Source organism: Mycobacterium sp. D16Q16 (assembly GCF_002013745.1).
In the GTDB taxonomy this organism is placed as follows: Bacteria; Actinomycetota; Actinomycetes; order Mycobacteriales; family Mycobacteriaceae; genus Mycobacterium.
This window is the reverse complement of record NZ_MAEY01000004.1, coordinates 249,263-272,162: the sequence shown is the minus strand read 5'-3', so window position 1 is coordinate 272,162 and position 22,900 is coordinate 249,263. Positions and strand designations below refer to the sequence as shown.

Annotated in this window: 27 protein-coding genes, 3 tRNA genes and 1 pseudogene; 25 read left to right on the top strand and 6 right to left on the bottom strand. The window is 64.0% G+C overall.

The annotated features are described in order from the left end of the window. Nucleotides 1–8 precede the first annotated feature (8 nt). Nucleotides 9–889 (bottom strand): annotated as a pseudogene (locus B4394_RS05840) (Acg family FMN-binding oxidoreductase). A gap of 173 nt (nucleotides 890–1,062) precedes the next feature. On the opposite strand from B4394_RS05840, the gene B4394_RS05835 reads away from it, so the two are divergent. From B4394_RS05835 to B4394_RS05730, 22 genes are all read left to right on the top strand, one after another. Further along, the gene (locus B4394_RS05835; protein WP_078308429.1) at nucleotides 1,063–2,622 is read left to right on the top strand and encodes a bifunctional aminoglycoside phosphotransferase/ATP-binding protein; all 1,560 of its coding nucleotides are present in this window, start codon (nucleotides 1,063–1,065) and stop codon (nucleotides 2,620–2,622) included. 316 nt (nucleotides 2,623–2,938) lie between these two features. After that, nucleotides 2,939–3,703, top strand: a complete 765-nt coding sequence (locus B4394_RS05830) for a glycosyltransferase family 2 protein (RefSeq protein ID WP_078314471.1) — start codon at nucleotides 2,939–2,941, stop codon at nucleotides 3,701–3,703. Further along, entirely contained in the window at nucleotides 3,700–4,641 is a 942-nt protein-coding gene (locus B4394_RS05825) for an acyl-CoA dehydrogenase family protein (protein ID WP_078308435.1), read from the top strand. Before B4394_RS05830 ends, B4394_RS05825 begins: the two co-directional genes overlap by 4 nt. Further along, entirely contained in the window at nucleotides 4,638–5,405 is a 768-nt protein-coding gene (locus B4394_RS05820) for a PIG-L deacetylase family protein (RefSeq protein WP_078308438.1), read from the top strand. The genes B4394_RS05825 and B4394_RS05820 overlap by 4 nt, the downstream gene beginning before the upstream one ends. Continuing rightward, entirely contained in the window at nucleotides 5,405–6,049 is a 645-nt protein-coding gene (locus B4394_RS05815; RefSeq protein ID WP_078308441.1) for an SAM-dependent methyltransferase, read from the top strand. Before B4394_RS05820 ends, B4394_RS05815 begins: the two co-directional genes overlap by 1 nt. 72 nt (nucleotides 6,050–6,121) lie before the next feature. Continuing rightward, nucleotides 6,122–6,679 carry a Dps family protein gene (locus B4394_RS05810; RefSeq protein WP_078297778.1) on the top strand — a complete coding sequence of 186 codons (558 nt, stop codon included), beginning with the start codon at nucleotides 6,122–6,124 and terminating at the stop codon, nucleotides 6,677–6,679. A gap of 150 nt (nucleotides 6,680–6,829) precedes the next feature. Next, nucleotides 6,830–7,063, top strand: coding sequence for a microaggregate-binding protein 1 (gene mbp1 / locus B4394_RS05805; protein ID WP_078297777.1), 234 nt, complete (start codon nucleotides 6,830–6,832; stop codon nucleotides 7,061–7,063). Nucleotides 7,064–7,252: 189 nt separating this feature from the next. Continuing rightward, nucleotides 7,253–7,510 (top strand): DUF7218 family protein, encoded by a 258-nt coding sequence (locus tag B4394_RS05800; RefSeq protein WP_078308444.1) that lies wholly within the window; start codon nucleotides 7,253–7,255, stop codon nucleotides 7,508–7,510. Between the two features lie 418 nt (nucleotides 7,511–7,928). Next, nucleotides 7,929–8,001, top strand: a tRNA-Thr gene (locus B4394_RS05795). A 38-nt stretch (nucleotides 8,002–8,039) separates the two neighbouring features. Then, nucleotides 8,040–8,116 (top strand) — tRNA-Met (locus B4394_RS05790). A 39-nt stretch (nucleotides 8,117–8,155) separates the two neighbouring features. After that, a complete protein-coding gene (rpmG, locus tag B4394_RS05785) occupies nucleotides 8,156–8,323 on the top strand; it encodes a 50S ribosomal protein L33 (protein ID WP_030096611.1) in 168 nt (55 codons plus the stop codon). 97 nt (nucleotides 8,324–8,420) lie between these two features. After that, complete coding sequence (gene hadA, locus B4394_RS05780) at nucleotides 8,421–8,891, top strand: (3R)-hydroxyacyl-ACP dehydratase subunit HadA (protein ID WP_078308447.1); 471 nt, start codon at nucleotides 8,421–8,423, stop codon at nucleotides 8,889–8,891. Next, nucleotides 8,891–9,322 (top strand): (3R)-hydroxyacyl-ACP dehydratase subunit HadB, encoded by a 432-nt coding sequence (gene hadB, locus B4394_RS05775; RefSeq protein WP_078288560.1) that lies wholly within the window; start codon nucleotides 8,891–8,893, stop codon nucleotides 9,320–9,322. Before hadA ends, hadB begins: the two co-directional genes overlap by 1 nt. A gap of 2 nt (nucleotides 9,323–9,324) precedes the next feature. Then, nucleotides 9,325–9,795: an FAS1-like dehydratase domain-containing protein gene (locus tag B4394_RS05770; protein WP_078288558.1), complete on the top strand. Its 471-nt coding sequence runs from the start codon at nucleotides 9,325–9,327 to the stop codon at nucleotides 9,793–9,795. A gap of 167 nt (nucleotides 9,796–9,962) precedes the next feature. After that, nucleotides 9,963–10,035 (top strand) — tRNA-Trp (locus tag B4394_RS05765). Between the two features lie 70 nt (nucleotides 10,036–10,105). Further along, the gene (gene secE, locus B4394_RS05760; protein WP_078314470.1) at nucleotides 10,106–10,507 is read left to right on the top strand and encodes a preprotein translocase subunit SecE; all 402 of its coding nucleotides are present in this window, start codon (nucleotides 10,106–10,108) and stop codon (nucleotides 10,505–10,507) included. Nucleotides 10,508–10,654: 147 nt separating this feature from the next. Next, nucleotides 10,655–11,317 (top strand): transcription termination/antitermination protein NusG, encoded by a 663-nt coding sequence (gene nusG, locus B4394_RS05755; protein WP_286141942.1) that lies wholly within the window; start codon nucleotides 10,655–10,657, stop codon nucleotides 11,315–11,317. 83 nt (nucleotides 11,318–11,400) lie between these two features. After that, the gene (rplK, locus tag B4394_RS05750; protein ID WP_070909331.1) at nucleotides 11,401–11,829 is read left to right on the top strand and encodes a 50S ribosomal protein L11; all 429 of its coding nucleotides are present in this window, start codon (nucleotides 11,401–11,403) and stop codon (nucleotides 11,827–11,829) included. 88 nt (nucleotides 11,830–11,917) lie between these two features. Continuing rightward, complete coding sequence (gene rplA / locus B4394_RS05745) at nucleotides 11,918–12,628, top strand: 50S ribosomal protein L1 (protein ID WP_078314469.1); 711 nt, start codon at nucleotides 11,918–11,920, stop codon at nucleotides 12,626–12,628. A gap of 153 nt (nucleotides 12,629–12,781) precedes the next feature. Then, nucleotides 12,782–12,982: a hypothetical protein gene (locus B4394_RS05740; RefSeq protein ID WP_078314468.1), complete on the top strand. Its 201-nt coding sequence runs from the start codon at nucleotides 12,782–12,784 to the stop codon at nucleotides 12,980–12,982. 62 nt (nucleotides 12,983–13,044) lie between these two features. Beyond that, entirely contained in the window at nucleotides 13,045–13,695 is a 651-nt protein-coding gene (locus B4394_RS05735; RefSeq protein WP_078308550.1) for a response regulator transcription factor, read from the top strand. Nucleotides 13,696–13,739: 44 nt separating this feature from the next. After that, the gene (locus B4394_RS05730; protein WP_078314467.1) at nucleotides 13,740–15,443 is read left to right on the top strand and encodes a sensor histidine kinase; all 1,704 of its coding nucleotides are present in this window, start codon (nucleotides 13,740–13,742) and stop codon (nucleotides 15,441–15,443) included. A gap of 24 nt (nucleotides 15,444–15,467) precedes the next feature. On the opposite strand, the gene B4394_RS05725 is transcribed toward B4394_RS05730, so the two are convergent. Then, nucleotides 15,468–16,463, bottom strand: coding sequence for a LysR family transcriptional regulator (locus B4394_RS05725; protein ID WP_078314466.1), 996 nt, complete (start codon nucleotides 16,461–16,463; stop codon nucleotides 15,468–15,470). A 314-nt stretch (nucleotides 16,464–16,777) separates the two neighbouring features. On the opposite strand from B4394_RS05725, the gene B4394_RS25330 reads away from it, so the two are divergent. Both B4394_RS25330 and B4394_RS05720 read left to right on the top strand, forming a co-directional pair. After that, the gene (locus B4394_RS25330) at nucleotides 16,778–17,185 is read left to right on the top strand and encodes a hypothetical protein (RefSeq protein ID WP_176138285.1); all 408 of its coding nucleotides are present in this window, start codon (nucleotides 16,778–16,780) and stop codon (nucleotides 17,183–17,185) included. 10 nt (nucleotides 17,186–17,195) lie between these two features. Then, nucleotides 17,196–18,188 carry an alpha/beta fold hydrolase gene (locus B4394_RS05720; protein ID WP_176138284.1) on the top strand — a complete coding sequence of 331 codons (993 nt, stop codon included), beginning with the start codon at nucleotides 17,196–17,198 and terminating at the stop codon, nucleotides 18,186–18,188. On the opposite strand, the gene B4394_RS05715 is transcribed toward B4394_RS05720, so the two are convergent. From B4394_RS05715 to B4394_RS05705, 3 genes are all read right to left on the bottom strand, one after another. Further along, the gene (locus tag B4394_RS05715) at nucleotides 18,185–19,414 is read right to left on the bottom strand and encodes an RNA polymerase sigma factor (RefSeq protein WP_078314464.1); all 1,230 of its coding nucleotides are present in this window, start codon (nucleotides 19,412–19,414) and stop codon (nucleotides 18,185–18,187) included. The genes B4394_RS05720 and B4394_RS05715 overlap by 4 nt on opposite strands. Before the next feature lie 6 nt (nucleotides 19,415–19,420). Further along, entirely contained in the window at nucleotides 19,421–20,119 is a 699-nt protein-coding gene (locus B4394_RS05710; RefSeq protein ID WP_078314463.1) for a YciI family protein, read from the bottom strand. A gap of 95 nt (nucleotides 20,120–20,214) precedes the next feature. Continuing rightward, a complete protein-coding gene (locus B4394_RS05705; RefSeq protein ID WP_078308462.1) occupies nucleotides 20,215–20,880 on the bottom strand; it encodes a TetR/AcrR family transcriptional regulator in 666 nt (221 codons plus the stop codon). A 199-nt stretch (nucleotides 20,881–21,079) separates the two neighbouring features. On the opposite strand from B4394_RS05705, the gene B4394_RS05700 reads away from it, so the two are divergent. Next, on the top strand, nucleotides 21,080–22,024 hold the full coding sequence (locus B4394_RS05700; protein ID WP_078308463.1) for a class I SAM-dependent methyltransferase: 945 nt from the start codon (nucleotides 21,080–21,082) through the stop codon (nucleotides 22,022–22,024). Here B4394_RS05700 and B4394_RS05695 read toward each other — a convergent pair. After that, complete coding sequence (locus tag B4394_RS05695; protein ID WP_078308464.1) at nucleotides 22,021–22,899, bottom strand: diacylglycerol kinase; 879 nt, start codon at nucleotides 22,897–22,899, stop codon at nucleotides 22,021–22,023. The genes B4394_RS05700 and B4394_RS05695 overlap by 4 nt on opposite strands. Nucleotide 22,900 lies beyond the last annotated feature (1 nt).

The following is a 22,900-nucleotide window of genomic DNA, read 5'->3' as shown; positions in this document are numbered from 1 at the left end:
GCCGTGCCCTAGCCGCGAATCTCGAGCACGTCGGCAAGCGACCGGCGCGGTGTCGGGGGCGGAACGCGGCCGAATGTGGGAGCCAGGCCCACCCGGATCAATGCCTGTGGGTGCGCGCGCCCGATGGCGGCGCCGACTGCCTCGCGACTCGCCGTCAACTCCAGCATGTGGGTGATGGTGCAGGTTGCCATCCCCGCCAGCGTCGCTTCCAGCAGCACCTCGGACAGCAGTTCGCCGCAGCGCAACAGATGCTTGGGGGTGTCTCGGGCCGTGGACAGCGCCAGCACCTTGGCCTGGTCCTCCTGTGGGCCAGATCGCGAGGCCCGTTCCGAGACGACGGGAAAGGTGCGGCCGATGTCAACGCGATCGCTCTCGCCGGCCGACACCAGCGCACTGCGGGGGATACCTTCCTGCAGCGTGAACGACGCGGTCCACCAATCGAGCTCGGTGTGGTAGGCCGAATCGTAGATACGTAGGGCGTCACTGAGCGCCGACGCGTCGGCCAATCTCGGCCGCATCGCGTCGTCGACAACGTCCAGAATCACCGCCCTATCGGCGATCACCGAGTTGAGCATCCGCGCGAACTGTGACCAGTTGGGCGGTAACCCGAAGGGCAGGCGGTCGGTGCGCCGCTGCAAGATAGCGTCCGCGCGTCGCCGATCACCCACGACCACAACGTTTCTGGGCGAGAAGGTGATGGTCGCGAGATGATCGGGGTTATCGGGGTCGGGGATCCGTTCCACGCGGGCCGTCCATCCGGCCGAGGCCATCGCGACCCGGAAATGATCCAGCGCTGCGCCGCAGCTGATGATCGCCTCGCGGCCCGCGCGCGGCAGGCAAGTTGGATCGCGGTCTGGACGACGTCGATGTGAACCATGGTCTTGGGCATATCGGCTCCGCTCGGCTGGTGGTGATATCGACTCTTGGTGACGAACTCCGGCGTGGACAGGGCACTTGGTCACCGGTGCTCGGCCCGAAGTACCTGACGTACCGAAGTGCGACGGGCTCGGCGAGCCCATCGCGGGAAGAATTGGTGACTTCCGGCCCACAGATCGAGGGCCCATGGCCGGATATCCGGGTGGAGCACGCGGCCACGATGAACTCATGCGCGCATCACGATCGCCAGTCAGTCCCACCTCCGTCGGTGCGGAGATCCGCGAAACCCACACGGGAATCGTCATTTTGGTGGGAGGCCGGGCATACAAGCTCAAGAAGCCCGTCACCACCAACTTCCTCGACTTCAGCACTCCGGAACTTCGTGAAAGGGCTTGTGCCCGCGAAGTCGCACTCAACAGCCGCATCTCGCACGACAGCTACATCGGCGTCTCGCATCTCGCCGATCCCGACGGTGGGCCAGGTGAGCCGATCGTGGTGATGCGGCGTTATCCGGATTCTGCGCGGCTGTCGGCGATGGCCAAGAGTGGCCGGGTGACCAAGGCGCATCTGGACGCGATCGCAGAGGTACTGGCGGCGTTCCACAAACGGGCCGATCGCAGCCCGTCGATTGACGAGGCCGGGGCGCTCGATGCCGTTGTCGACCGGTGGGAGGACACCCTGGCGTCCCTGGAGCGGTACGCGGGGACGGTGCTCGCGGCGGACGACGTGCGGCTGATCCGGACACTCGCGACGCAGTTCATTTCGGGTCGGGCGGTGCTGTTCGCCCAGCGTGTGGCGGATAAGAGGCTCATCGACGGGCACGGAGATCTGCTGGCCAGCGACATCTTCTGCCTGCCCAACGGGCCGGTGCTGCTGGACTGCCTGGAATTCGATGATCGCCTGCGGCACGTGGACGGCCTCGACGACGCGGCGTTCCTGGCCATGGATCTGGAGTTCCTGGGGCGGCGAGATCTCGGCGACTACTTCATGAATCGGTACGTGGAGCTGTCTGCGGATCCCGCGCCGGAACCGCTGCGGCACTTCTACGTCGCCTATCGGGCGCTGGTTCGGGCCAAGGTGGACTGCATACGGTTCACTCAGGGGCAGCGCTCGGCCTCGGCCCGGGCCACCAAGCATCTCGCGATGGCCCTGAACCACCTGGGGGCCGCGACAGTGAGACTGGTGCTGGTCGGCGGCGGACCGGGCACCGGTAAGAGCACGTTGGCCCGCCGGATATCGGAAGACATTGGTGCTCAAATACTTTCAACGGATGAAGTGCGTCATCAGCTGCATCGATTGGGTGTGATATCCGGGGGGAAGGGGGTGCTCGATGCTGGGCTGTATTCGCCGGAGAACGTTGGTGCCGTGTACGACGCCGTACTCCGGAGAGCGCGGCTGTGCTTGGCAGGCGGCCACACCGTCATCCTGGACGGCACATGGCGAAACCCTCGGCACCGGCTGCGTGCGCATCAGCTGGCCTATGAGGCGGGCGCGCCGATGGTGGAGTTTCTGTGCATGGCGCCACTGGTCACCGCACAACATCGGGTCGCCACTCGCTATGACGGGATGTCGGATGCCGCCGGCGATATCGCGGCCGCGTTGGGTGCCGAATTCGCCGGATTGGACAATGGGTGGGGCGAGGCGCATGTCATCGATACGCGTCTGCCGCTGGATCGATCGACCGCCGAGGCCGAGGAATTGTGCCGGCAGGCGCTATACGCTCCGGTGCCGTGTCACCCCCGGTAGAGCCGGTTCTTCGAGCTCGACACGCTCGACTCCGTCGGCGGCCAGTATCGCGATCGTCCGCTCCTTGAGCACAGTCGACCTCGTTGCGGTCCTTTCGTTGGATGCAGAACATCGAAGTTGGATATCCGGTTTGCGGTCGTTTATGCACTGACCGTGGATTTCGTCGTGTCGGCACGCTGGCGGCGCCGCCATGCATGAATCGCGCCATAACGGGTACACCGGCGATGAAACGTCCGGAACGGTGGGGCCCAGGATGCGCTGGCCGATTCAGCTTGCGAGGAGAAGTGATGTCCGTCTTTTCATTTCAAGGCCTGCCATGTCGGTAGGCGTTCCGCTGGGTTGCCGGGATCTCGGTGACAAGCCACACCGTGCCTTCGCATACGAGCGAGCGGTCGTGGTGGTGCCTGCGCACAATGAAGCCACCAATCTGCCGAGATGCCTCAACGCGGTGGTGACTGCAGCTGCGTGTTTCCCGGCGCCGACCCTGACCGTCGTCGTGCTGGATGACTGCGATGACGAAAGCGTTCTTCTGGCAGGTAAATACGGCTCCGATGTGCACTTCGTTGAGGTAGACGCCCGCAATGTCGGGGCGGCCAGAGCGGCTGGCTTCGCGTATTCGCGGACGGTGTGCGGGGTGGCGGCCTCTGCGCAGCATCGTGTGTGGTACGCCACCACGGACGCAGACAGCCGGGTTGACGCCGATTGGCTGGTACGCCAGACGGATTCGGGAGCGGACATGGTGCTCGGCGTGGTTCGCGTAGAGAATTGGCAGCAGGCCCCGGCAGGTGCTGTACGCCGCTACCTCAGTAGGTACCGCGCGAAGCGCAAGGCTGACGGTCATGGCCACGTGCATGGCGCGAACATGGGATTTCGTGCTGACAAGTACTGGAAAGAAGGCGGATTCGCTGCGATCGGCAGCGGAGAGGATGTCGATCTAGCCCAGCGGTTCGAACAGCGGAGCTACCGGATCCACCGCGATGAAGGGCTATCGGTCGAGACGTCGGCCCGTCGCGTCGGCAGAGCCCCCGACGGATTCGCGGCGTATCTGAGGTCCTTCGCACGCCGCGAGGGTGTGGGATGACGGCCGATCTCGTGCGCCGGTGGCTGCACGCCGGTGAGCTGGCGCTCCCGATGCCGGGAGCAGGACATACCGCGGCGCGGTGGTGGAAGCTTGCCGCGTTGACTCGGCACGATGTGACCGCGGGACGGCTTGCCGAAGCACACTGCGATGCGGTGGCCATTCTGTGCGAACTCGGTGGGCCGGCTCCCGGGCCGGCACAGCTGTGGGGCGTGTGGGCGGCGGAGGCGCCCAACACGATGGTTACCGCCGTACAACGGGACGGTGTCACCTTGTTGGAGGGGACCAGGGCCTGGTGTTCGGGTGCCGGTTCGTGCACCCATGCGCTCATCACCGCCCGGGGAAAGGACAACACGCGGGGGCTCTATGCCGTTGATATGAGCCAGCCGGAGGCGACCGCGCTGCCGCAGATTTGGCAGAACGCCGGCATGCGGGAAAGCGACACGCGTTCGGTGCAATTGAGTGGTGCGATCGGCGTGCCCGTCGGGAGGCCCGGGCAGTACCTGGACCGCCCGGGCTTCTGGCATGGCGCCATGGGCGTGGCGGCCTGCTGGCTCGGCGGGGCTCGCGGTGCGGCCGAACCCCTCTACCGGGCCGTCGCCGAGAATCATCGAGGCTCTTCCGGTGACCCTCACGCTCAAGCTCACCTCGGTGCGGTGGATGCGGCGCTTGCCGCGGCGGAGTCCATTCTCATGACGGCCGCCATCTATGTAGACGCCGAACCTCGTAGTGACCACACGGAGTTGCTGGCCCGCCGTGTCAGAGCTGTGGTCGAGCACGCCGTGGATGAGGCGATCGTGCGCACTGGCCGGGCGTTGGGGCCCGCGCCACTGGCACTCGACGCCAGGCATGCCCAGCACGTTGCCGATCTCACCATGTACGTGCGGCAGAGCCATGCCGAACGCGATCTCGCGGCCTTGGGGAGAGTCGCCGCCGAATGAGTGCCGCCAATGCCGGAAACTGCGGGCGGCTCGCCGAACGGCCGATATCAGCCGGGGGTACGTCTCTTGAGGAGTGGCTGGCGTGGCCGCGGGAATTTCCGCGCCTAGATCTTGACGAGTGCCCGGCCCTGGTCCTGGTCGCGCCGCATCCCGACGACGAGACGTTGGGGTTCGGTTCTGCCGCGTCGCTGCTGCGCGCACGGGGAGTCGATGTCGTCGTCGTGTCGGTGAGCGATGGCGGCGGCGCATACCCGGGCTTGTCGTCGAGGGAGCGTCGCTGGCTGGAGCGAGATCGTCGTGCTGAATTACTGTGCGCTACCGACATTCTCGGACTCGATCCGCCTGTAAGGCTCGGTCTGGCCGACGGTGCGCTCGCTGAGTGTGAAGAGGAAATGAGTGGCCGTCTCGTCGAGATTCTCGTTGCCGCACGGCCCGGGGTTTGGTGCGCGGCGACCTGGCGTGGCGACGGCCACCCGGACCACGAGGCCGTCGGCCGCGCCGCCGCCGCAGCGGCAAGCCGCACCGGTGCGGTGCTGCTGGAGTACCCGGTGTGGATGTGGCATTGGGCCGTGCCGGACGACAACGAGGTGCCCTGGCATCAGTTGTGCACGGTACCCCGTGACCACACCTCGTTCGGCCTGAAACAGCAGGCCACCAATGCGTTCCGGACACAGCTTTGCCCTCGGAAACCGGATGAGGAGGCGATACTGCCGCCGCACGTCGTGAATCGGCTCCTGGTCCTTGGCGAGGTGGTGTTCCGCTGATGGGGCGTGTACCGGATGACTTCTTCGACGAGATGTACGCGATATCCGACGATCCGTGGCAACTCGCGCAGCGTTGGTATGAACAGAGAAAGTACGCCATCACGATGGCGATGCTGCCCAAGCTGCGCTATCGCCATGTCTTCGAGCCCGGCTGCTCCGTGGGGATACTCACCGAGCAGTTGGCGGCGCGCTGCGAACAGGTCACCGCCATCGATCTTGTGGACTCGGCGCTCGATTCCGCTCGTGCGCGCATCGCTCGGTGTGGCCACTCGGCCCGGGTGAGTTTTCATCGGCGGTCGCTGGATTCAGATTGGCCTGCAGAAGATTTCGATCTAGTGGTGCTGTCGGAGGTGGCCTACTATCTCGACGCCGTCCTGTTGCGCGACGTGTTGGACCGGGAGCTTGCGCGGATGCGGGAAGGAACGACGGTCCTGGCCGCGCATTGGCGTCATGCGGTGGCCGATTATCCGTTGACGGGCGACGAGGCGAACCGGCTGATCGGTGCGACGGCCCGATTGCACCGGGCCGCGCGTTATCGTGACGACGATGTCGCCATCGACGTGTTCGTCGTCGGCCTCTTGCCGTCGGTCGCCGCAGCCACCGGGGTTCCAGGGGCGGATCACGGCGATCGACAAGAAAGCTAGGAACTAGACCTGTTTGGTTCCGGCATCCGGTGGGTAGTCCTGTTCTGACGCCACATAGCGAAGGAGCTGATTATGACCACGTTCACCATCCCTGGGCTTTCTGATGCACAGGGCAGGAAGATCGCCGATCTGCTGCAAACACAGCTCAGCACCTATAACGACCTGCACCTCACTCTGAAACATGTGCACTGGAATGTCGTGGGCCCCAACTTCATCGGGGTGCATGAGATGCTGGATCCACAGGTTGAGCTGGTACGCGGCTACGCCGACGAGGTCGCCGAGCGTATCGCCGCATTGGGTCGATCGCCGCAAGGAACCCCCGGCGCCATCCTGAAAGACCGTACGTGGGATGACTATTCGGTGAGCCGTGACACGGTGCAGGCTCATTTGGCGGCGCTGAACTTGGTGTACGACGGCGTGGTCGAGGACACCCGTAAGGCGATCAAGACGCTCGACGATCTAGATCTCGTATCACAGGACTTGCTGATCGGCCACGCCGGCGAACTCGAGAAATTTCAGTGGTTCGTTCGTGCGCACCTGGAGAATTCCGGTGGTCAGCTGGCCGGTGGAGATGCGAGCACCGAGAAGAAGGCGGCGGCTCAGGCCAAGAAGAGGGCTCCTGTCAAGTGACGGGCGCGGTCCGGATCGCGGGTCACCGCCGCATGTGTTGGAGGTTACTTCCCTTGCGGTTTAAGGGCACTGGATACGGGAAGCCCGCAAGTAAGGGCGGTGAACACCGTCTGCCGCGTGCATACGTGGTCGGCAGAGGAAAGGAAATGTATGTCTGACAAGAGTGGTCCCGAAGAAGGTATCGAGGGCGTCGTTGAGGGCGCAAAGGGCAAGTTCAAGGAAGTCGCCGGCGCGGTAACGGGCCGCGACGACCTCAAGCGCGAAGGCCAGGCTCAGCAGGACAAGGCCGATGCTCAGCGTGAAGCCGCGAAGAAGGAAGCGGAGGCCGAAGCCGCGCGCAAGGCCGCCGACGTCAATGAGGCGCGCGAAAAAGCCCAGCGGTAGCTACCTATCGACAGCGGCCCGTTCCCGGCGAGGGGGCGGGCCGCTGGCTTGCCGTCCTGGATGGAACAGGCGTGAGTCTTTGTCTGACTGCGGAAACCGGAATGGCGCCGACAGCTGGGGCAGACGTTTAGGACGTTAGGTGAGTGGGAATCGCCCACCGGACATGGTTCTACTACGGAGGTGAATGTTGTGCCGAACTCGTCGATCAAGAACGAGAAAATGTACAAAGAACTGCGGAGGCAGGGCGATTCCCGAGAGAAGTCAGCCCGGATATCCAATGCGATCGCTGCCCGTGGGAGCTCCGCGGTAGGGCGTAAGGGCGGCAAATCTGGTTCCTACGATGACTGGACGGTGGTCGAGCTCCGCAAGCGCGCCAAGGAGCTTGGTATGTCGGGATACTCGCGGCTGGCGAAGAGTGAACTGATTGGCAAGCTTCGTAACCATTAAGCCCCGGAGCCGACAACGACGGCAGTGTCTGCTGCATCCCGGAGCGCTGTGGCGTCGGTCAATGAGCGCAATGGCAGCGCGCAGTGCCCACCGGTACGGCCAATGGGGTGGGTGCTGCGCCCCAGGCAAGGATGAGGGTCCGGAAGTCATAGTGCTGGTGGTCTGCGTACACGGCACGTTCGCCCACATCGATGCGATCTATCGCTGTGTTGCGGATGAGATCGATTGCGCGCTCGCTGCCGTGACGCCTGCCGGGCCACCACCTGCGAAGATCAGGCCTGGTTCACTCATGGCCCCTGGATACCCACATTGGTGTCTCTCACACGGGTGATGCGTGACCAAAAGCTGAGGGGTCTGCCTCCCGGTAGAGCGGTTTTGGATCCGCCGACGTCACCGGGTACCCTCGTGAGGGCTTTATGCCCCCTTAGCTCAGTCGGTAGAGCGTTTCCATGGTAAGGAAAAGGTCAACGGTTCGATTCCGTTAGGGGGCTCGGTAGACGGCAGGCGGAAACGCCGGCTCTGTCTGCGGGGCGGTGTAGCTCAGCTGGTTAGAGCGCACGACTCATAATCGTGAGGTCGGGAGATCGAGCCTCCCCACCGCTACCACCCGAACATAGAGACAACGAATGAAAGAGGGCAACTGCAGTGGCCTCCAGCACAGACGTCCGGCCCAAGGTCACCTTGGCTTGTGAGACGTGCAAGCACCGTAACTACATCACCAAGAAGAACCGGCGCAACGACCCTGACCGGCTGGAACTGAAGAAGTTCTGCCCGAACTGCGGATCGCACCAGCCCCACAAAGAGTCGCGCTGATCGCGCTTCTCTTTGGCCTTCCCGTGTCATCCGAATGCGACACGAATAGGCAAGCCTTACTTGGTATCGGTCAACATCAGTAGGTAGGTTCCGCCCCGTGGCTTTATCGCAAGATCTCGTCGGAACGCACTACCGATACCCCGACCACTATGTGGTTGAGCGGGAGAAGATTCGCGAGCACGCCGAAGCCGTGAAGAGCGATCACCCCGCCCATCACGAAGAGGCTGGTGCTGCTTCCCTCGGCTACGACTCGCTGGTCGCTACCCCGACCTTCCTCTGCATCTTCGGATACACCGCTCAGGCAGCTTTCTTCGAGAACGCGAATATCGGGATCAAGGACGAGAAGATCGTCCAGGTTGACCAGGAACTCAAACTCCTGCGCCCGATCACGGCCGGCGACAAGCTGTATTGCGATGTGTACCTCGACTCAATCCGACGCTCGTTCGGTGCCGACATCATCGTCACCAAGAGCCTCATCACCAATGACAAGGGTGAGCTGGTGCAGGAGCTGATCACGACTCTTGCCGGGCGCACTGCAGAAGACGGAGAAGAAGGCGGGTTCAACTGATGGCACTGCGTGAGTTCAGTTCGGTCAACGTGGGAGACCAGCTGCCGGAGAAGATGATTCCGCTGACACGGCAGGATCTTGTGAACTACGCCGGAGTCTCCGGCGACCTTAACCCGATCCACTGGGACGACGAGACCGCCAAGCTGGTGGGGCTCGAGGACGGCGCCATTGCCCACGGCATGCTGACCATGGGCCTCGGCGGCGGCTACGTCACCGAGTGGATCGGCGACCCGGCAGCGGTTACCGAGTACAACGTGCGCTTCACCAGTTTCGTCACCGTCCCCAATGACGGTGTCGGTGCGGAGATCGTCTTCAACGGTCGCGTGAAGTCAGTCGATCAGGACACCAAGTCGGTGACCATCGCGCTGACCGCCACCACCAACGGCAAGAAGATCTTCGGCCGCGCTATCGCGACTGCGACGCTGGCGTAGTCGTGGCGCTCCAACTCGACGTCGTCGGAATGACGCACAAGTACTCCCAGACCTATGTGGTGGGCCGGGAGAAGATTCGCGAGTTCGCGAAGTCGGTCAAAGCCGTGGACCCGGCCAGCCACGATCCCAAGGCGGCGGCCGAACTCGGACACGGCGGTCTCATCGCGCCTCTAGCCTTCCCGGCGGTCATGGCGCTGCTGGTGCAGAAGGAGTTTTTCCGGACCTATGACGTCGGCATGGAAACCATGCAGATTGTGCACTCCGAACAGCGGTTCGTGTACCACAAGCCCATCACCGAAGGCGACGAGCTGTCCTGCGACTTCCAGGTGGACTCTCACAAGGAAGCTTTCGGCGTGGACATCGTGACCACGCGCAATGTCGTCCGCAACCAGAACGACGAGCTGGTCATGGAGGCGTTCACGACCCTGATGGGTCGCGACTCGGAGCGGATGGCCGACATCAAGCTCATCTGAAAATCTTGGTTGCCAGTCTGTGCTGATCGGCGGGCAATTTCAGTCTGGGGATAGCGTCGGGGTACACTCGAGATTCGGGGTTTTCCCACCACAACGCGCCTGTCGGGTACTCGGGAGGCGCGTGTGTTGTGTGAGGCCCCGGCCAACCGGGTTGGCATGCCAGCCATAGGGGTGTAGCTCAACTGGCAGAGCAGCGGTCTCCAAAACCGCAGGTTGCAGGTTCAAGTCCTGTCACCCCTGCAACATCCTGGGGTACGCACTAGGGAACGACGAGATCACTCGCCGAAAGGTAAGAGAGGTACGGAAGGGCATGAGCGACGAGCTAGACGAGTCCGGAGTCGACAGCGACCGGGCCGTCACCTCGACCAAGCCGCTTCGTCCGACGGGTAAGCGGACCCGCCGTGCTGACGCCTCGATCGCGGCTACGGAGCTCACCGATTCAGGTGCCTCCGAGACCGGTGAGGTGAAGAAGAAGAAGGCTAAGAAGCCGGCCGCCAAGAAGGACAAGACGGGGCCGTCGCGCAATCCGCTCGTCCAGCTTTGGGTGTTCCTCAAGCAGGTGGTTGCCGAGCTGCGCAAGGTCATCTGGCCGAACCGCAAGCAGATGGTCAGTTACACCTCGGTGGTGCTGGTCTTCCTGGTGTTCATGGTGACCCTGATCGGCGTGATCGACCTGGGCCTGGCCCGGCTGGTCATGCTGGTGTTCGGGTAGTAGAGAGACGAGAGAGGACGAACGGTGACGACCTTCGACGGCGACGCTACGAGCGAGCCAGAAGACACCGCGGATACCGCTGTATCGGTTGACGTGGTGGATGAGAGCACCGAGACCGAGGAGACGGCTCAGGAGCCGACCGCGGATGTGCCGGCCGCTGAGGCCGAGACCGACGAGGATGCCGACCCGGCCGTCACGTTGAAGGCTCAGCTGCGTCGTGAGCCGGGCGAGTGGTACGTCGTTCACTCGTACGCCGGATACGAGAACAAGGTCAAGGCGAACCTGCAGACCCGTGTCCAGAACCTGGATGTCGGCGACTACATCTTCCAGATCGAGGTGCCCACCGAAGAGGTGACCGAGATCAAGAACGGCCAGCGCAAACAGGTCAACCGCAAGGTGCTGCCCGGTTACATTCTGGTCCGGATGGAACTGAACGACGAGTCGTGGGGTGCTGTCCGCAACACCCCCGGTGTCACCGGATTTGTCGGCGCGACCTCGCGTCCGTCGCCGCTGTCCCTCGACGACGTGGTGAAGTTCCTGCTGCCGCAGACTCCGGCCAAGAAGCCCGCCAAGGGTTCTGCGGCCGAGACCGCAGCCGCGGCGGCCGAGACCGGTGGTCTGGAGCGTCCGCTCATCGAGGTCGACTTCGAGGTCGGTGAGTCGGTCACCGTCACCGATGGTCCGTTCGCGACGTTGCCGGCCAGTATCAGCGAGGTCAACGCCGAACAGCAGCGCCTCAAGGTGCTGGTGTCCATCTTCGGCCGCGAAACCCCTGTCGAGCTCAACTTCACCCAGGTGGAGAAGCTCTAACAAGACTTCGGACCGCGTCACGGTCCGCGGAACCTCCGGTCGAATAACGGCCGGAACACGGAAGGAAAGTAAGGAAACACCCAATGGCCCCGAAGAAAAAGGTCGTCGGGCTGATCAAGCTGCAGATCAAGGCCGGCGAAGCCAACCCCGCGCCTCCGGTCGGTCCCGCGCTCGGTCAGCATGGCGTCAACATCATGGAGTTCTGCAAGGCGTACAACGCCGCGACGGAGTCGCAGCGCGGCAACGTCATCCCCGTGGAGATCAGCGTCTACGAGGACCGCAGCTTCACCTTCGCTCTGAAGACCCCGCCCGCCGCCAAGCTGCTGTTGAAGGCCGCCGGTGTGCCCAAGGGTTCCGGTGAGCCGCACAAGACCAAGGTCGCCAAGGTGACCTGGGACCAGGTGCGCGAGATCGCCGAGACGAAGAAGGAAGACCTCAACGCCAACGACATCGACGCCGCCGCCAAGATCATTGCCGGCACCGCGCGCTCGATGGGCATCACGGTCGAGTAGCACGCACAGCACCGAGTAATACCGAACACCCAGTGGTAAGGCCCGCTTCGGCCTGCACGACCACGAACCAACGATTGATTGGATACCCATGAGCAAGAACAGCAAGGCATATCGCGAGGCCGCCGAGAAGGTGGACCGCGAGAAGCTGTACACCCCTCTTGAGGCCGCAAAGCTGGCCAAGGAGACCGCGTCCAAGAAGTACGACGCCACTGTCGAGGTCGCGATGCGCCTCGGCGTCGACCCCCGCAAGGCTGACCAGATGGTCCGCGGCACCGTGAACCTTCCGCACGGTACCGGTAAGACCGCCCGCGTCATCGTCTTCGCGGTGGGCGACAAGGCCGAAGCGGCCGCGGCTGCCGGTGCCGATGTTGTCGGTAGCGACGACCTGATCGAGAAGATCCAGGGCGGCTGGCTGGAGTTCGACGCCGCCATCGCCACCCCGGATCAGATGGCCAAGGTTGGTCGTATCGCCCGTGTCCTGGGACCGCGTGGTCTGATGCCGAACCCCAAGACCGGCACCGTGACCCCGGACGTCGCCAAGGCCGTCACCGACATCAAGGGCGGCAAGATCAACTTCCGCGTCGACAAGCACTCCAACCTGCACCTGATCATCGGCAAGGCCTCGTTCGATGCCGAGAAGCTGGCGGAGAACTACGGTGCCGTGCTGGACGAGATCCTGCGTGCCAAGCCGTCGTCGGCCAAGGGGCGCTACCTGAAGAAGGTTGTCGTCACCACCACGACCGGCCCGGGCATCCAGGTTGACCCGAGCGTTACCCGGAACTTCCTCGAAGTCCAGTAACCTCCCACGCGCGTTATCTGCACAAGCCCCCATTTCCCCTTCCTATCGAGGGAGGAAATGGGGGCTTTGTCGTGAGTAGGGACCAAAGACCGTAGCGGCTCGCAGCCTTCCCGTCCTACCGTTGAACAACGGGGTACCACGGGAAGGAATGCCATGTTGGCGCGCTCTATCCCACTGCCGGGCAGCGTGACCGCCGGAGCGCTGGTGCAGGCGTCGGCACTGATCGACAGCACGTTGCTTGCGTCTGACGGTTCGCAGCGCATCCCGGACATCGTGTCGGCCCGTCATCTGTTGGACGCGATATCGCACAGCGACAAAAACATCGGTGATCTCTCCGTGGGTGGACCGCAGTGATGCCGGTGCTGGATTCCGTCGCTGGTGCCACACTGGGTGCGGCAGATGGAAGGGAAACGGACATGATCACGGTATTCCTGGTCGACGACCACGAGGTGGTGCGCCGCGGTCTGGCCGACCTGCTTGAGGAGGAAGAGGACTTCTCGGTGATCGGTCAGGCCTCCTCGGTGGCCGAGGCAATGGCGCGCATCCCCGCGCTACAACCGGACATCGCCGTGCTGGACATCCGGCTTCCCGACGGTAACGGCGTCGAGCTGTGCCGCGAATTGCGTTCCAAGCTACCGAATCTCAACTGCCTGATGCTCACCTCATTCACCGATGAACACGCCATGCTTGACGCGATCATGGCGGGAGCCGGTGGCTACGTCATCAAGGACATCAAGGGCATGGAACTGATCTCCGCGGTCCGTACCGTCGGGGCGGGACGCTCGCTGCTGGATAACCGCGCGGCCGCCGCGTTGATGAACAAGTTGCGCGCGGCGGCCGACAACCCGTCGCCGGTGGCCGGGCTCACCGCGCAGGAGCGGACGCTGCTGGAACTGATCGGAGAGGGCCTCACCAATCGTCAGATCGCGGGACGAATGTTCTTGGCGGAGAAGACAGTCAAGAATTACGTCTCGCGTTTGCTCACCAAGCTGGACCTCGAGCGCCGGACACAGGTCGCCGTGCTCGCCACCAAACTCGCGCGCGAGAACCAGGGGCCGCACGGCTGACGGGTTCGTGCTCACTCGAGGTCAAGGTGTGCGAGAGTTGAATTGTGGTCGAGGATGTTGGTGCGCAACCCAATCGAGTGACGGCCGAGCTGGCTCATCTGCAACTGCGTGAATTACTCGCGGAGGTGCAGGGCCGGATCGAGCAGATTGTCGACGGCACGCGGGGGCGCATGGATGCCCTTCTCGACGCCGTCATGGCCGTCAGTTCGGGGCTGGAACTTGACGCTACTCTGAGGGAAATCGTCTGTGCGGCATCGGAGCTCGTCAGTGCCCGATACGGTGCACTCGGTGTGGTGGGATCGGACGAGAAGCTGGCAGAGTTCGTCTACGAGGGTATCGACGAGGCGACCCGCGAGCTGATAGGCCCGCTACCCACGGGCCACGGTGTGCTCGGCGTCGTGATCGACGAGGCCAAGCCCCTGCGCCTGCGGGATATCGCGGCGCACCCGGCCTCCGTCGGCTTTCCCGCGAACCACCCGCCCATGCGGACCTTCCTGGGAGTGCCGGTGCAGGTGCGCGGTGAGGTGTTCGGACGGCTGTATCTCACCGAGAAGCTCGACGGGCAGGAATTCACCGAGGACGACGAGGTGGTGGTGCGTGCGCTGGCGGGGGCGGCCGGTATCGCGATCGAGAATGCCCGTCTCTATCAGCATGCCCGGCGTCGTGAGCAATGGCAGCGTGCCACCGCCGATATCACCGCTGAGCTGCTTGGCGGGGTGGACCCGGGCAAGGCGCTACACCTGGTGGCTTCTTCCGCGGCGCTGCTGGCGGAGGCGGATTTCGCGTTCATCGCGCTACCCGTCGGTGACGAGGAGGACACCGCCGAACTGGTGGTGGCGGTCTGTGAAGGCGAAGGTTCAGAAGTACTGTCCGAGAAGGTGATCCCTGTCGACGGGTCGACCTCCGGGAGCACCTTTGTTGATCATGAGCCGAGGAACGTGGGCCGGCTCGCCGTGAATCTGGCCGAGGGTACGGACTTGGCCTTCGGGCCCGCCCTGGTACTTCCGCTCGGGCGAGGGGAGTCGACGGCGGGTGTGTTGATCTTGCTGCGCACGGTGGGATCGGTGGCCTTCGACGAAGAGCAGCTCGATATGGCGGCCTCTTTCGCGGGGCAGGCGGCGCTGGCGCTGGAACAGGCCGAGGTTCGTCTGGCCAAACATGAACTGGATGTGCTGGCCGATCGCGATCGCATCGCCCGTGACCTGCATGACCACGTCATTCAGCGGTTGTTCGCCGTCGGCCTGGGGATGCAGAGCACCCATCGCCGGGCCGTCGATCCGACGGTGGCGGCCCGCCTCTCCGACCATATCGATCAGCTGCACGAGGTTATCCAAGAGATCCGGACCGCGATCTTCGATCTGCACACCAATGACGAATCCTTGCGCGCCACACTGCGTTCCACCATCAACGAGCTTACGGCCGATACCGGGCTGCGGGTATCTGTGCGCATGAGCGGACCGTTGGACGTGATACCCGCCAGCACCTCCGGTGACGCCGAGGCGGTGGTGCGTGAGGCCGTGAGCAATGTGGTCAGGCACGCCCGTGCCAGGGAGCTGTCGGTGACCGTGTCCGTCGACGACGAGTTGGTCATCGACGTGGTGGACGATGGCATCGGGATACCGGAAGTGGTCGCACGCAGCGGCCTGAGCGGGCTGGCAAACCGGGCCGCGGAATCGGGGGGCACGTTCAGTGTGTCGGCGATGGACACCGGGGGCACCCGGTTGGTGTGGTCGGCACCGCTGCCGTAAAGGTCTGAGCCCGGCTGGGAATGGCTATATCGAGCCGGATCGCCGAGGTGTACCGGGTCTGTGCAGTAACGCGACTGCCGTGTCGATGACCGCGCGGATCTCTTTGTCCTGCTCGGCGAGATTCACCTGCCACACCAGGCAGGTGACGAGGGTCAGCTTCATGTCGTTGATCGGTACACAGACATCCTCGGCGAGGTTGTACATCCAGGCGCCGCTGGTCGGGGCGAGCGGCGCGATGGCGAATCCATCGCCAACGCCGATGACATCGGCGGCGCCCACGTAGTCGCCAGGGTCGACGTTTTCCCGTCGAGGCACCCCCGCGGACTCCAATGCATGGTCCACCTGCTGTCGATACTCGGTGTCGGTGTCTCGCCGCGCGGTGACGTAGTTGAGGTTGGTGAGTTCGGATACCGAAATCGAGTGCCTCGATCCGTACGTCTTCTTGGAAAGTACTGCGCCCAAAGGTTCTTCGCACACCACCTTGCTCATCAATCCATCTGAGTCGAATGGTGGGCGGGCCAGCCCGAATGCGATGTCTCCCCGCCTCAGTGCGGAAATGATCTCTGCGCTCCCGCGTGGCCATTTCCGCAAGGTGAAGCCACCTGCATGCATGTTTTCCAGGTCCGCCAACGTCGCGCGCAGGTCGGTGTGCAGCAAGGGGGGTACGCCATAGTCAATGGACCGTGTGGGCGTCGTGGATTCCGGCGACACGATGGCCGGCAACTCGTCGAACTGTGCGAGTACGCGTCGCGCCGCCGGCAGCAGCCGGGCGCCTTCCGGGGTCAGTTTTACCCGGCGGGTGTCACGGAGAAACAACGCCACCCCCAACAGGCGTTCCATGTCTCTGATCCTTCGGCTAAGGGGAGGGGGAGAGACATGAAGATCCCGTGCGGCTTGGGAGAAATTCAGTGTTGTTGCCACGGCGACAAAGCAGCGAAGATCGTATATATCAAGGCTCTGAAGACCCACTGTGTGATCATATCGCGCAGGTAGAATGAGGTTGTTTGGATGGCTCAACATTGTTTCTCTGTGGGCAACACGCCATTGCTAAATCGGTAATACTCCTCGCCGAGAACTTGGGTAGTTGCCGTGCTAACTTGCTGATGTCAGCGCTGGAGTCCGTCGGTAGTTCAACGTTCATGAGCACGAATTCCTGCGGACTACGGTACTTACATGAATTTGCTATCAGATTTTCTTCCTGCTCATTGGCGTTAAATCAGTGGAACACTTTCGGGTAGTCGGAATGTGTTTCCAACTGTGGCTGAAAATGCGAATTGCTGATTCGCGGTATTTCTCATATCCGGCGATCTTCTCGACGGCTAAGGAGGCTGGCGATGGGGGCTGACCGGTCGTATCTGTCCATCGTTGAGCGAGCTCATCAGGCCCGGCGAAGCGCTGAGCTGGCACGGGACAAGACGAGGGACCAACTTCAGGAAGACCTGGACAGGGTGCAGGCGCGTCGGGAGGAATGGGAGACCCGAGCGGACAAGGCGGCGGCCAAAGCCGGCTCGGCCTGGGCGGAACTGGTCGAGAGCTGGAAGGCCCATGTAGCAAGGGTGACGATCGCATTCGGTCACAAGGAACACAAGATTGATGCCAGGCATGCCGAGCAGGAGGCTGATATCGCCGAATCCGATGCGGCATACGCGGTGGACATCGCGTTTTCGGCAGTCGAAGAGGCGGAGGACACCGTGCTCTATGCGATGTACGCCCGTAAGTATGCCGAGGAAATCACCTCGTGAAAGGACCGCGATGAGTCAGGACTTGCCCGCGGACTTTTCGAATCCCATTGGAGGGCCGGTATTTTCCACGTTCGTCTCCGAGGTGGATCAGATGGTGATCTGGTATCGGATGTGGCAGCCGCCATGCGGGATCGAAACGCGCGCGGCCGTGCAGATCACACATGGCATCGCCGAATACAGTGCGCGCTACGACCGTTTGGCCCGATTCCTCGCAGCGCGTGGATGTGTGGTGTACGCGCTTGACCTGCGCGGACACGGACAGACGGCCGGACTCGAAGGTTTGGGACAACTGGGCGTCACGGCCTGGCAGGACATGACGGCCGATATCAAACAGCTGGCCGAGATCGCGCGTACCCAGGACCCTGGTCTGCCGTTGATCGCCTTCGGTCACAGCATGGGTTCGGCGTTGACGCAGTTCCACATCCAGCACCACGGGGACCTGCTCGCGGGGGCCGTCCTGTGCGGGACGCTCGGCGCGGTTCCGGGTCTCACCGAGGAGGCCTATCGGCAGGCCATCGCCGAACTCGAGGCCGTCGCGACTGGTCCGAACGCGATGGCGCCGAGCGAGTTCTTCGGTTCACTCCTGGCAGGGTTCAATGCTCCCTTCGTGGTCGGCGGTGTCACACCGACTGGGTCGGAGTGGCAGACCTGCGACCCCGAAGAGATTCGTGTCTTTCAGTCGGATCCCTTGTGCGGCAAACCTTTCTCCAACGCGATGACCTACTCGGTGATCAAGGGATTCCACGCATTGTGGGTGCCGGGAAATGAATCGCGCATTCCGGTCGAGCTGCCGATCCTCGTCATCGCGGGAAGTGAGGATCCGGTCGGGGGCCGAACAGCGACGATCCAGGGTCTCATCACTCGCTACTTGGCCGAAGGTCACCGGCGGCTGGAGTACAGGTTCTACGCGGGAGGCCGTCACGAGATCCTCAACGAGCCGGAGAAGGATCGCGTGCAGCGCGATGTTGGCCTGTGGTTGGAGAGCGTCCTCGACGCTGTCTAGTTCTCGTACCGGTTTTCGCATTCGGTGATGCGGCGCCGCAGAAACTCGCTCCCTGGATCGGACCCGTTGGTGGACAAGGCCGTCCGGTACCAGTCGGCGGCTTCGGCGTGACGGCCGGCACGCCGAAGCAGATCGGCGCGGACGGTAGCCGCCAGGTTCGATCGCGCTAAGCGTGGATCGTGGGCCACCTTCTCCAGCGCCGCCAATCCCGCGTCAGGTGTGTCGCGCAGGCCGATCGCCAACGCCCGATTCACCAGCACCACAGGCGAATGCGTCATGGACGCGAGCCGGTCGTAGGCCTGGCAGATTGCCTGCCAATCGGTTTCCTCCCAGGTGGGGGCGGTGGCATGCAGCGCGGCGATGACCGCCTGCGGCAGGTAGGGGCCCGTCGAGCCCGCCGCTTGCCGCAACTGACTGAGCCCGCGGGCTATGCGACCGTGATCCCACCGGGTGCGGTCCTGCTCGTCCAGGGGCACCAGTGCGCCGTCGTGATCCACACGTTCCAGGCGCCGCGAGTCATGAAGCAGTACAAGCGCGGCCAGCGCATTAGCTTCCCGTTCCTGTGGCATGAGCTTGCACAGCTCACCGGCCAGGCGCACACCCTCGTCGCATAACTCGTCGCGGATGGCGGACGGTCCGCACGTCGACCAGTAGCCCTCGGTGAACACCGAGTAGATGCAGCTGAGCACGTGCGGAGTGCGTTCGGGCAGTAGCTCGGCGGGCGGCACCCGCAGCGGAATGTTGGCGGCGCGAATCTTGGCCTTGGCGCGGGTGATCCGTTGACCTATCGCGGCCTCGCTGTGCAGCAGCGCCCGGGCGATCTCGGCCACCGTCAGTCCCGATACCAGCCGTAGCGTGAGGGCGAGCTGTGACACTCGCTCCAGGGATGGATGAGCGCAGGTGAACATCATCCGGAGCTCGTCGTCCGGCACGGAGCGGGGATCGGAGACGTCGGTGCGGGCGGTGATGTCATCGAGCACGGCAGCCAATTCCCTTCCGGGGCGCAGTGTCTCGCGCCGGAGCCGATCACGCGCCCGATTCCGCGCGGCCGTCAACAACCACCCGCCCGGATTGTCGGGTACGCCGTCTCGCGGCCAGGTGCGCACCGCGTCGGCGCACGCCTCCTGGACGGCGTCTTCGGCGACGGTGAGGTCCCCTGACCATCGTGCGATGGCGGCGACCGTTGGCCCCCACTCCCGCCGAAAGACGCCGTCCAAGCCGGTCATACGGTGTTAGAAACCCGAGACGCCGGTGAGCTGCCGCAGATGCACCGCGGATGCGGGCAGCTGCGAGGCCAGTTGGATAGCCTGGTCGCGGTCAGTGGCGGCGAGCACGTAGAAGCCGTTGGCGATCTCGGTTCCCTCGATGTACGGGCCGTCGGTGAGAACGGTCTCTCCGTCGCGTACCCGGACCGTGGTCGCTGTGGACGGGGGATGCAGCGGCCCGGCGATCTTGATGTGTTCGCTTGCCTTCGCGCCGAACACCCCGTGCTTGGCCGCCACCGCCTCCCATTCGGGGCTGCCGGGCACATATGCGCGTTCTCCGGGCTCCAGCAGCAGTGCGAGCCAGCTCGTGGACCCCTGCCCGCCGAAGTCTTGCGAGCAGTGGACCAGCGGCCACACCTCGACCGCGCCGCGTTTGGCCTCCGGGATATCCCGGGCCAAGGCAAGGGCCTCATCGAGGTTGTCCGCCTCCAATACGTAGTAGCCGTTCGCGACCTCCGCGCCCTCGGCGAACGGACCGTCGGTGATGACAGGGGCATCAGGTCCGCCGGTGATGCGCACGCTGTCGGCTTCCGGATACAGCGCGTCGCCTGCGCGGATCGCCGATGCCGCCCTGGCCTGAAAGTTCAAGTAGTCCGTCATTTCTTGAGCGGCCTCGTCGGGTGTGCGTTCTTGCTGGGGACCTACGAGTAGCGCGAGATAATGCATGGTGGAGCCCTCCGTCGGTATCAATGAGCGGAACTCTGCGATCCACTCTCTACCTGTCTGACGAACCGCGCATCACCGATCAGACACTTTCGGTACTACTGGGTGAAGACCTGCTCGGGCGGGGGTGGTGTCTGCAGCAGTGCGGGAAGTACAAAGGTCCGGACATAACGGCGTACCTGATCGGCGTCGTCGCAGCCCGGTATGGAACCCGACAGCAGGCTCATGACCACTGACAACACATAGCGCGAGGCGTCGCCGGCGCTGAGCCCCTCGCGTAGCGGCGCCAGACCGCTGCTGAACATTGACTCGTACAGTGCCGTGAGCATCTGTGACAGCCCGGGTGAGCCGAATATCAGGCTGGCGGCGGTGCTATGGGTGCCATCCGGGTCCGCGAGTGCGCGGAGCAAGGGGTCTTGTGTCGTCTCGGTCGCGACGATGACCATGGACTCCACCACCATCTCGGACCAGTCCCCAAGCGCCATCAGCCGGGGAGCCGTCTCTGCGATGTTCGTTGTCGCCCTGCGCACGATCAGCGCGTCCAGTACCTCGTCCCGGTTGTTGAAGTAGCGATACACGACCCCGCGGCTGTACCCGGCCTCACGGGCTACGGCGCCCATGCTGAGTGCCGTGACGCCAACGCGGGCCAGCACACGCTCAGTCGCGTCGAGCAAGTGCGATTGCACTTCTGTGGAGGTCTTGCCGTCCTTGATGGGCCGACCGCGGCCACGTCCTGCTTCGGCAGCTCCCGTGTGGTCCGTCACCGTGTATCTCAATCCCTGGAATTACTAGACAAATATATCGTGCTGTTCTATAAATAGTGCGAGCTGGTCGTCCGTGGTTCTTCCGGACTGGCCTCACTGGTTCGCGGTGGTGGGATGTGCGGCGTGAGGGGTCCGCACTGACAAACTATGGCGGCCAGTTCCGTCGGCACACTATCCAGGCTGGCGTACAAAGGAACTCATGGCGCGAAGTGATGGAGACAGCTGGGAGATCACGGAGAGTGTCGGCACCACGGCGTTGGGGGTGGCCAGCGCCCGAGATGCGGAAACGCGTAGCGAGAACCCGCTGATCAGTGATCCGTACGCCGGTCTCTTTCTCGAGGCTGCCGGCGACGGAGTGTGGAGCGTGTACCGCTTCGACGGCGAACCGCCCGCTGCGCTGCTAGCGGCCGAGCCCCGATTGGCCGAGCGCATTGCCGCCATGCGGTCCTATGTCGCGTGCCGCACCAAGTTCTTTGACGACTTCTTCCGCCAAGCGTCCGGGGCCGGTATTCGACAGTCGGTGATCCTGGCTGCCGGTCTCGACGCACGCGCGTGGCGACTCGACTGGCCCGCCGATGCGGTGCTGTTCGAGCTGGACCTTCCCACGGTTCTCGCCTTCAAGGCCGACACCCTGGACGCGCAGGGCGCGACGGCGCGCGTTCGCCATGTCCCGGTTGCGGTGGACCTGCGCGACGATTGGCCCGCCGCGTTGGCGGCCAGCGGGTTTGATGCTAGCGAGCCGGTGGCCTGGATCGCCGAGGGCCTGCTGCCGTATCTGCCGCCCGCGGCCCAGGACCTGCTGTTCGAGCGGATTGATTCACTCAGTGTGCCGGGCAGCCGTGTCGCCGTGGAGAACTTCGGTGAAGGCTTCTTTGATCCGGAAACACTTGCCCGGCAAAGAGAACGGGGGCAGGTGTTCCGGCGTGCCGCCGAGAGTATCCAAGATCAGGACATTCCCGATGTGGCGGAACTGTGGTATCTGGAGGAACGTACTGACGCGGGGGAGTTCCTGGCCGGCCGTGGATGGCAGGTGGCCAGCGAGACCACGACCGCACTGTTGGAGCGTCACGGTCGGGGTATCCCCGCTGATCTGCCCGACGCGACCCCGAACTCCGCATTCCTGATCGCGGAGAAAACTGGCTAGGCGAAGACGGTCAGGGCGCCGGGAACCACGTCGATATCGATCGGCAGTGGTGCCACCGGATCCCCATCGGCGTACGCGGTGATGTTGTCGGCGGACAGTCGGACTCGCCGCGACCGGAAGGTGCTCACCTCGGGCAGGTTGACATGTGTGCCCTTGTAGACGGTGGGGGACAGCCGCAGCAGGCGCAGCCGCCCACCGGCCGCCACCACCGTCACGTCCAGTAGCCCATCGTCCAGAATGGCGTTGGGACAGATGCGCATTCCGCCGCCATATGAGGTTCCGTTTCCGACCGCGACCAGGGTGACATCGGTCTCGATCACCTGATCGTCCAATTCGATGCGGAACGGCAGCGGCCGCAGCTTCGCGGCCTCCAACGCCATCGCGATGTCATAACGGCGACGGCCGCGGGGCCAGCTCATCCGATTGGCGCGATCGTTGACCAACGAGTCGAATCCCGATGCCACCACCGTGGCGAACCAGGTTGTGTGTCCGTTGTATTGCACACGCCCGCAGTCGATCACCCGGGTATCGCCGGTCGCGATCACGTCGGCGGCGGCCACCGGATCGCCCAGCGGGATGTCCAGCATGCGGGCGCAGTCGTTTCCGGTGCCGATCGGGATCACGCCGAGCGCCACCGGAGTGGATGCGACCGCCTGTAGCGCGATGCTCACCAGACCGTCCCCGCCCGCGGCGACGATTCCGCGGGCGCCCGTGCGGGCGGCTTCCTGTGCGAGGGCATGCGATTCCGATGCCGATGAGGCCGCGTGATGTGTCACCGTCAGTCCGCGCGCACGCAGATGCGCGATGGCGGCCTCGGCTGCTTGTGCTGCGCCGTGGCCCGCGGCCGGGTTCGTCAGGACGGTGAGATGGGTCATC

What these genes read in the sequence shown, in the direction of transcription:
- B4394_RS05835 (WP_078308429.1), top strand. Translation starts at nt 1,063, where the DNA reads ATGGCCGGATATCCGGGTGGAGCACGCGGCCACGATGAACTCATGCGC.
- B4394_RS05830 (WP_078314471.1), top strand. Translation starts at nt 2,939, where the DNA reads ATGTCGGTAGGCGTTCCGCTGGGTTGCCGGGATCTCGGTGACAAGCCA.
- B4394_RS05825 (WP_078308435.1), top strand. Translation starts at nt 3,700, where the DNA reads ATGACGGCCGATCTCGTGCGCCGGTGGCTGCACGCCGGTGAGCTGGCG.
- B4394_RS05820 (WP_078308438.1), top strand. Translation starts at nt 4,638, where the DNA reads ATGAGTGCCGCCAATGCCGGAAACTGCGGGCGGCTCGCCGAACGGCCG.
- B4394_RS05815 (WP_078308441.1), top strand. Translation starts at nt 5,405, where the DNA reads ATGGGGCGTGTACCGGATGACTTCTTCGACGAGATGTACGCGATATCC.
- B4394_RS05810 (WP_078297778.1), top strand. Translation starts at nt 6,122, where the DNA reads ATGACCACGTTCACCATCCCTGGGCTTTCTGATGCACAGGGCAGGAAG.
- mbp1 (WP_078297777.1), top strand. Translation starts at nt 6,830, where the DNA reads ATGTCTGACAAGAGTGGTCCCGAAGAAGGTATCGAGGGCGTCGTTGAG.
- hadB (WP_078288560.1), top strand. Translation starts at nt 8,891, where the DNA reads ATGGCACTGCGTGAGTTCAGTTCGGTCAACGTGGGAGACCAGCTGCCG.
- secE (WP_078314470.1), top strand. Translation starts at nt 10,106, where the DNA reads ATGAGCGACGAGCTAGACGAGTCCGGAGTCGACAGCGACCGGGCCGTC.
- rplK (WP_070909331.1), top strand. Translation starts at nt 11,401, where the DNA reads ATGGCCCCGAAGAAAAAGGTCGTCGGGCTGATCAAGCTGCAGATCAAG.
- rplA (WP_078314469.1), top strand. Translation starts at nt 11,918, where the DNA reads ATGAGCAAGAACAGCAAGGCATATCGCGAGGCCGCCGAGAAGGTGGAC.
- B4394_RS05740 (WP_078314468.1), top strand. Translation starts at nt 12,782, where the DNA reads ATGTTGGCGCGCTCTATCCCACTGCCGGGCAGCGTGACCGCCGGAGCG.
- B4394_RS05735 (WP_078308550.1), top strand. Translation starts at nt 13,045, where the DNA reads ATGATCACGGTATTCCTGGTCGACGACCACGAGGTGGTGCGCCGCGGT.
- B4394_RS05725 (WP_078314466.1), bottom strand. Translation starts at nt 16,463, where the DNA reads ATGTTGAGCCATCCAAACAACCTCATTCTACCTGCGCGATATGATCAC.
- B4394_RS25330 (WP_176138285.1), top strand. Translation starts at nt 16,778, where the DNA reads ATGGGGGCTGACCGGTCGTATCTGTCCATCGTTGAGCGAGCTCATCAG.
- B4394_RS05720 (WP_176138284.1), top strand. Translation starts at nt 17,196, where the DNA reads ATGAGTCAGGACTTGCCCGCGGACTTTTCGAATCCCATTGGAGGGCCG.
- B4394_RS05715 (WP_078314464.1), bottom strand. Translation starts at nt 19,414, where the DNA reads ATGACCGGCTTGGACGGCGTCTTTCGGCGGGAGTGGGGGCCAACGGTC.
- B4394_RS05710 (WP_078314463.1), bottom strand. Translation starts at nt 20,119, where the DNA reads ATGCATTATCTCGCGCTACTCGTAGGTCCCCAGCAAGAACGCACACCC.
- B4394_RS05700 (WP_078308463.1), top strand. Translation starts at nt 21,080, where the DNA reads ATGGCGCGAAGTGATGGAGACAGCTGGGAGATCACGGAGAGTGTCGGC.
- B4394_RS05695 (WP_078308464.1), bottom strand. Translation starts at nt 22,899, where the DNA reads ATGACCCATCTCACCGTCCTGACGAACCCGGCCGCGGGCCACGGCGCA.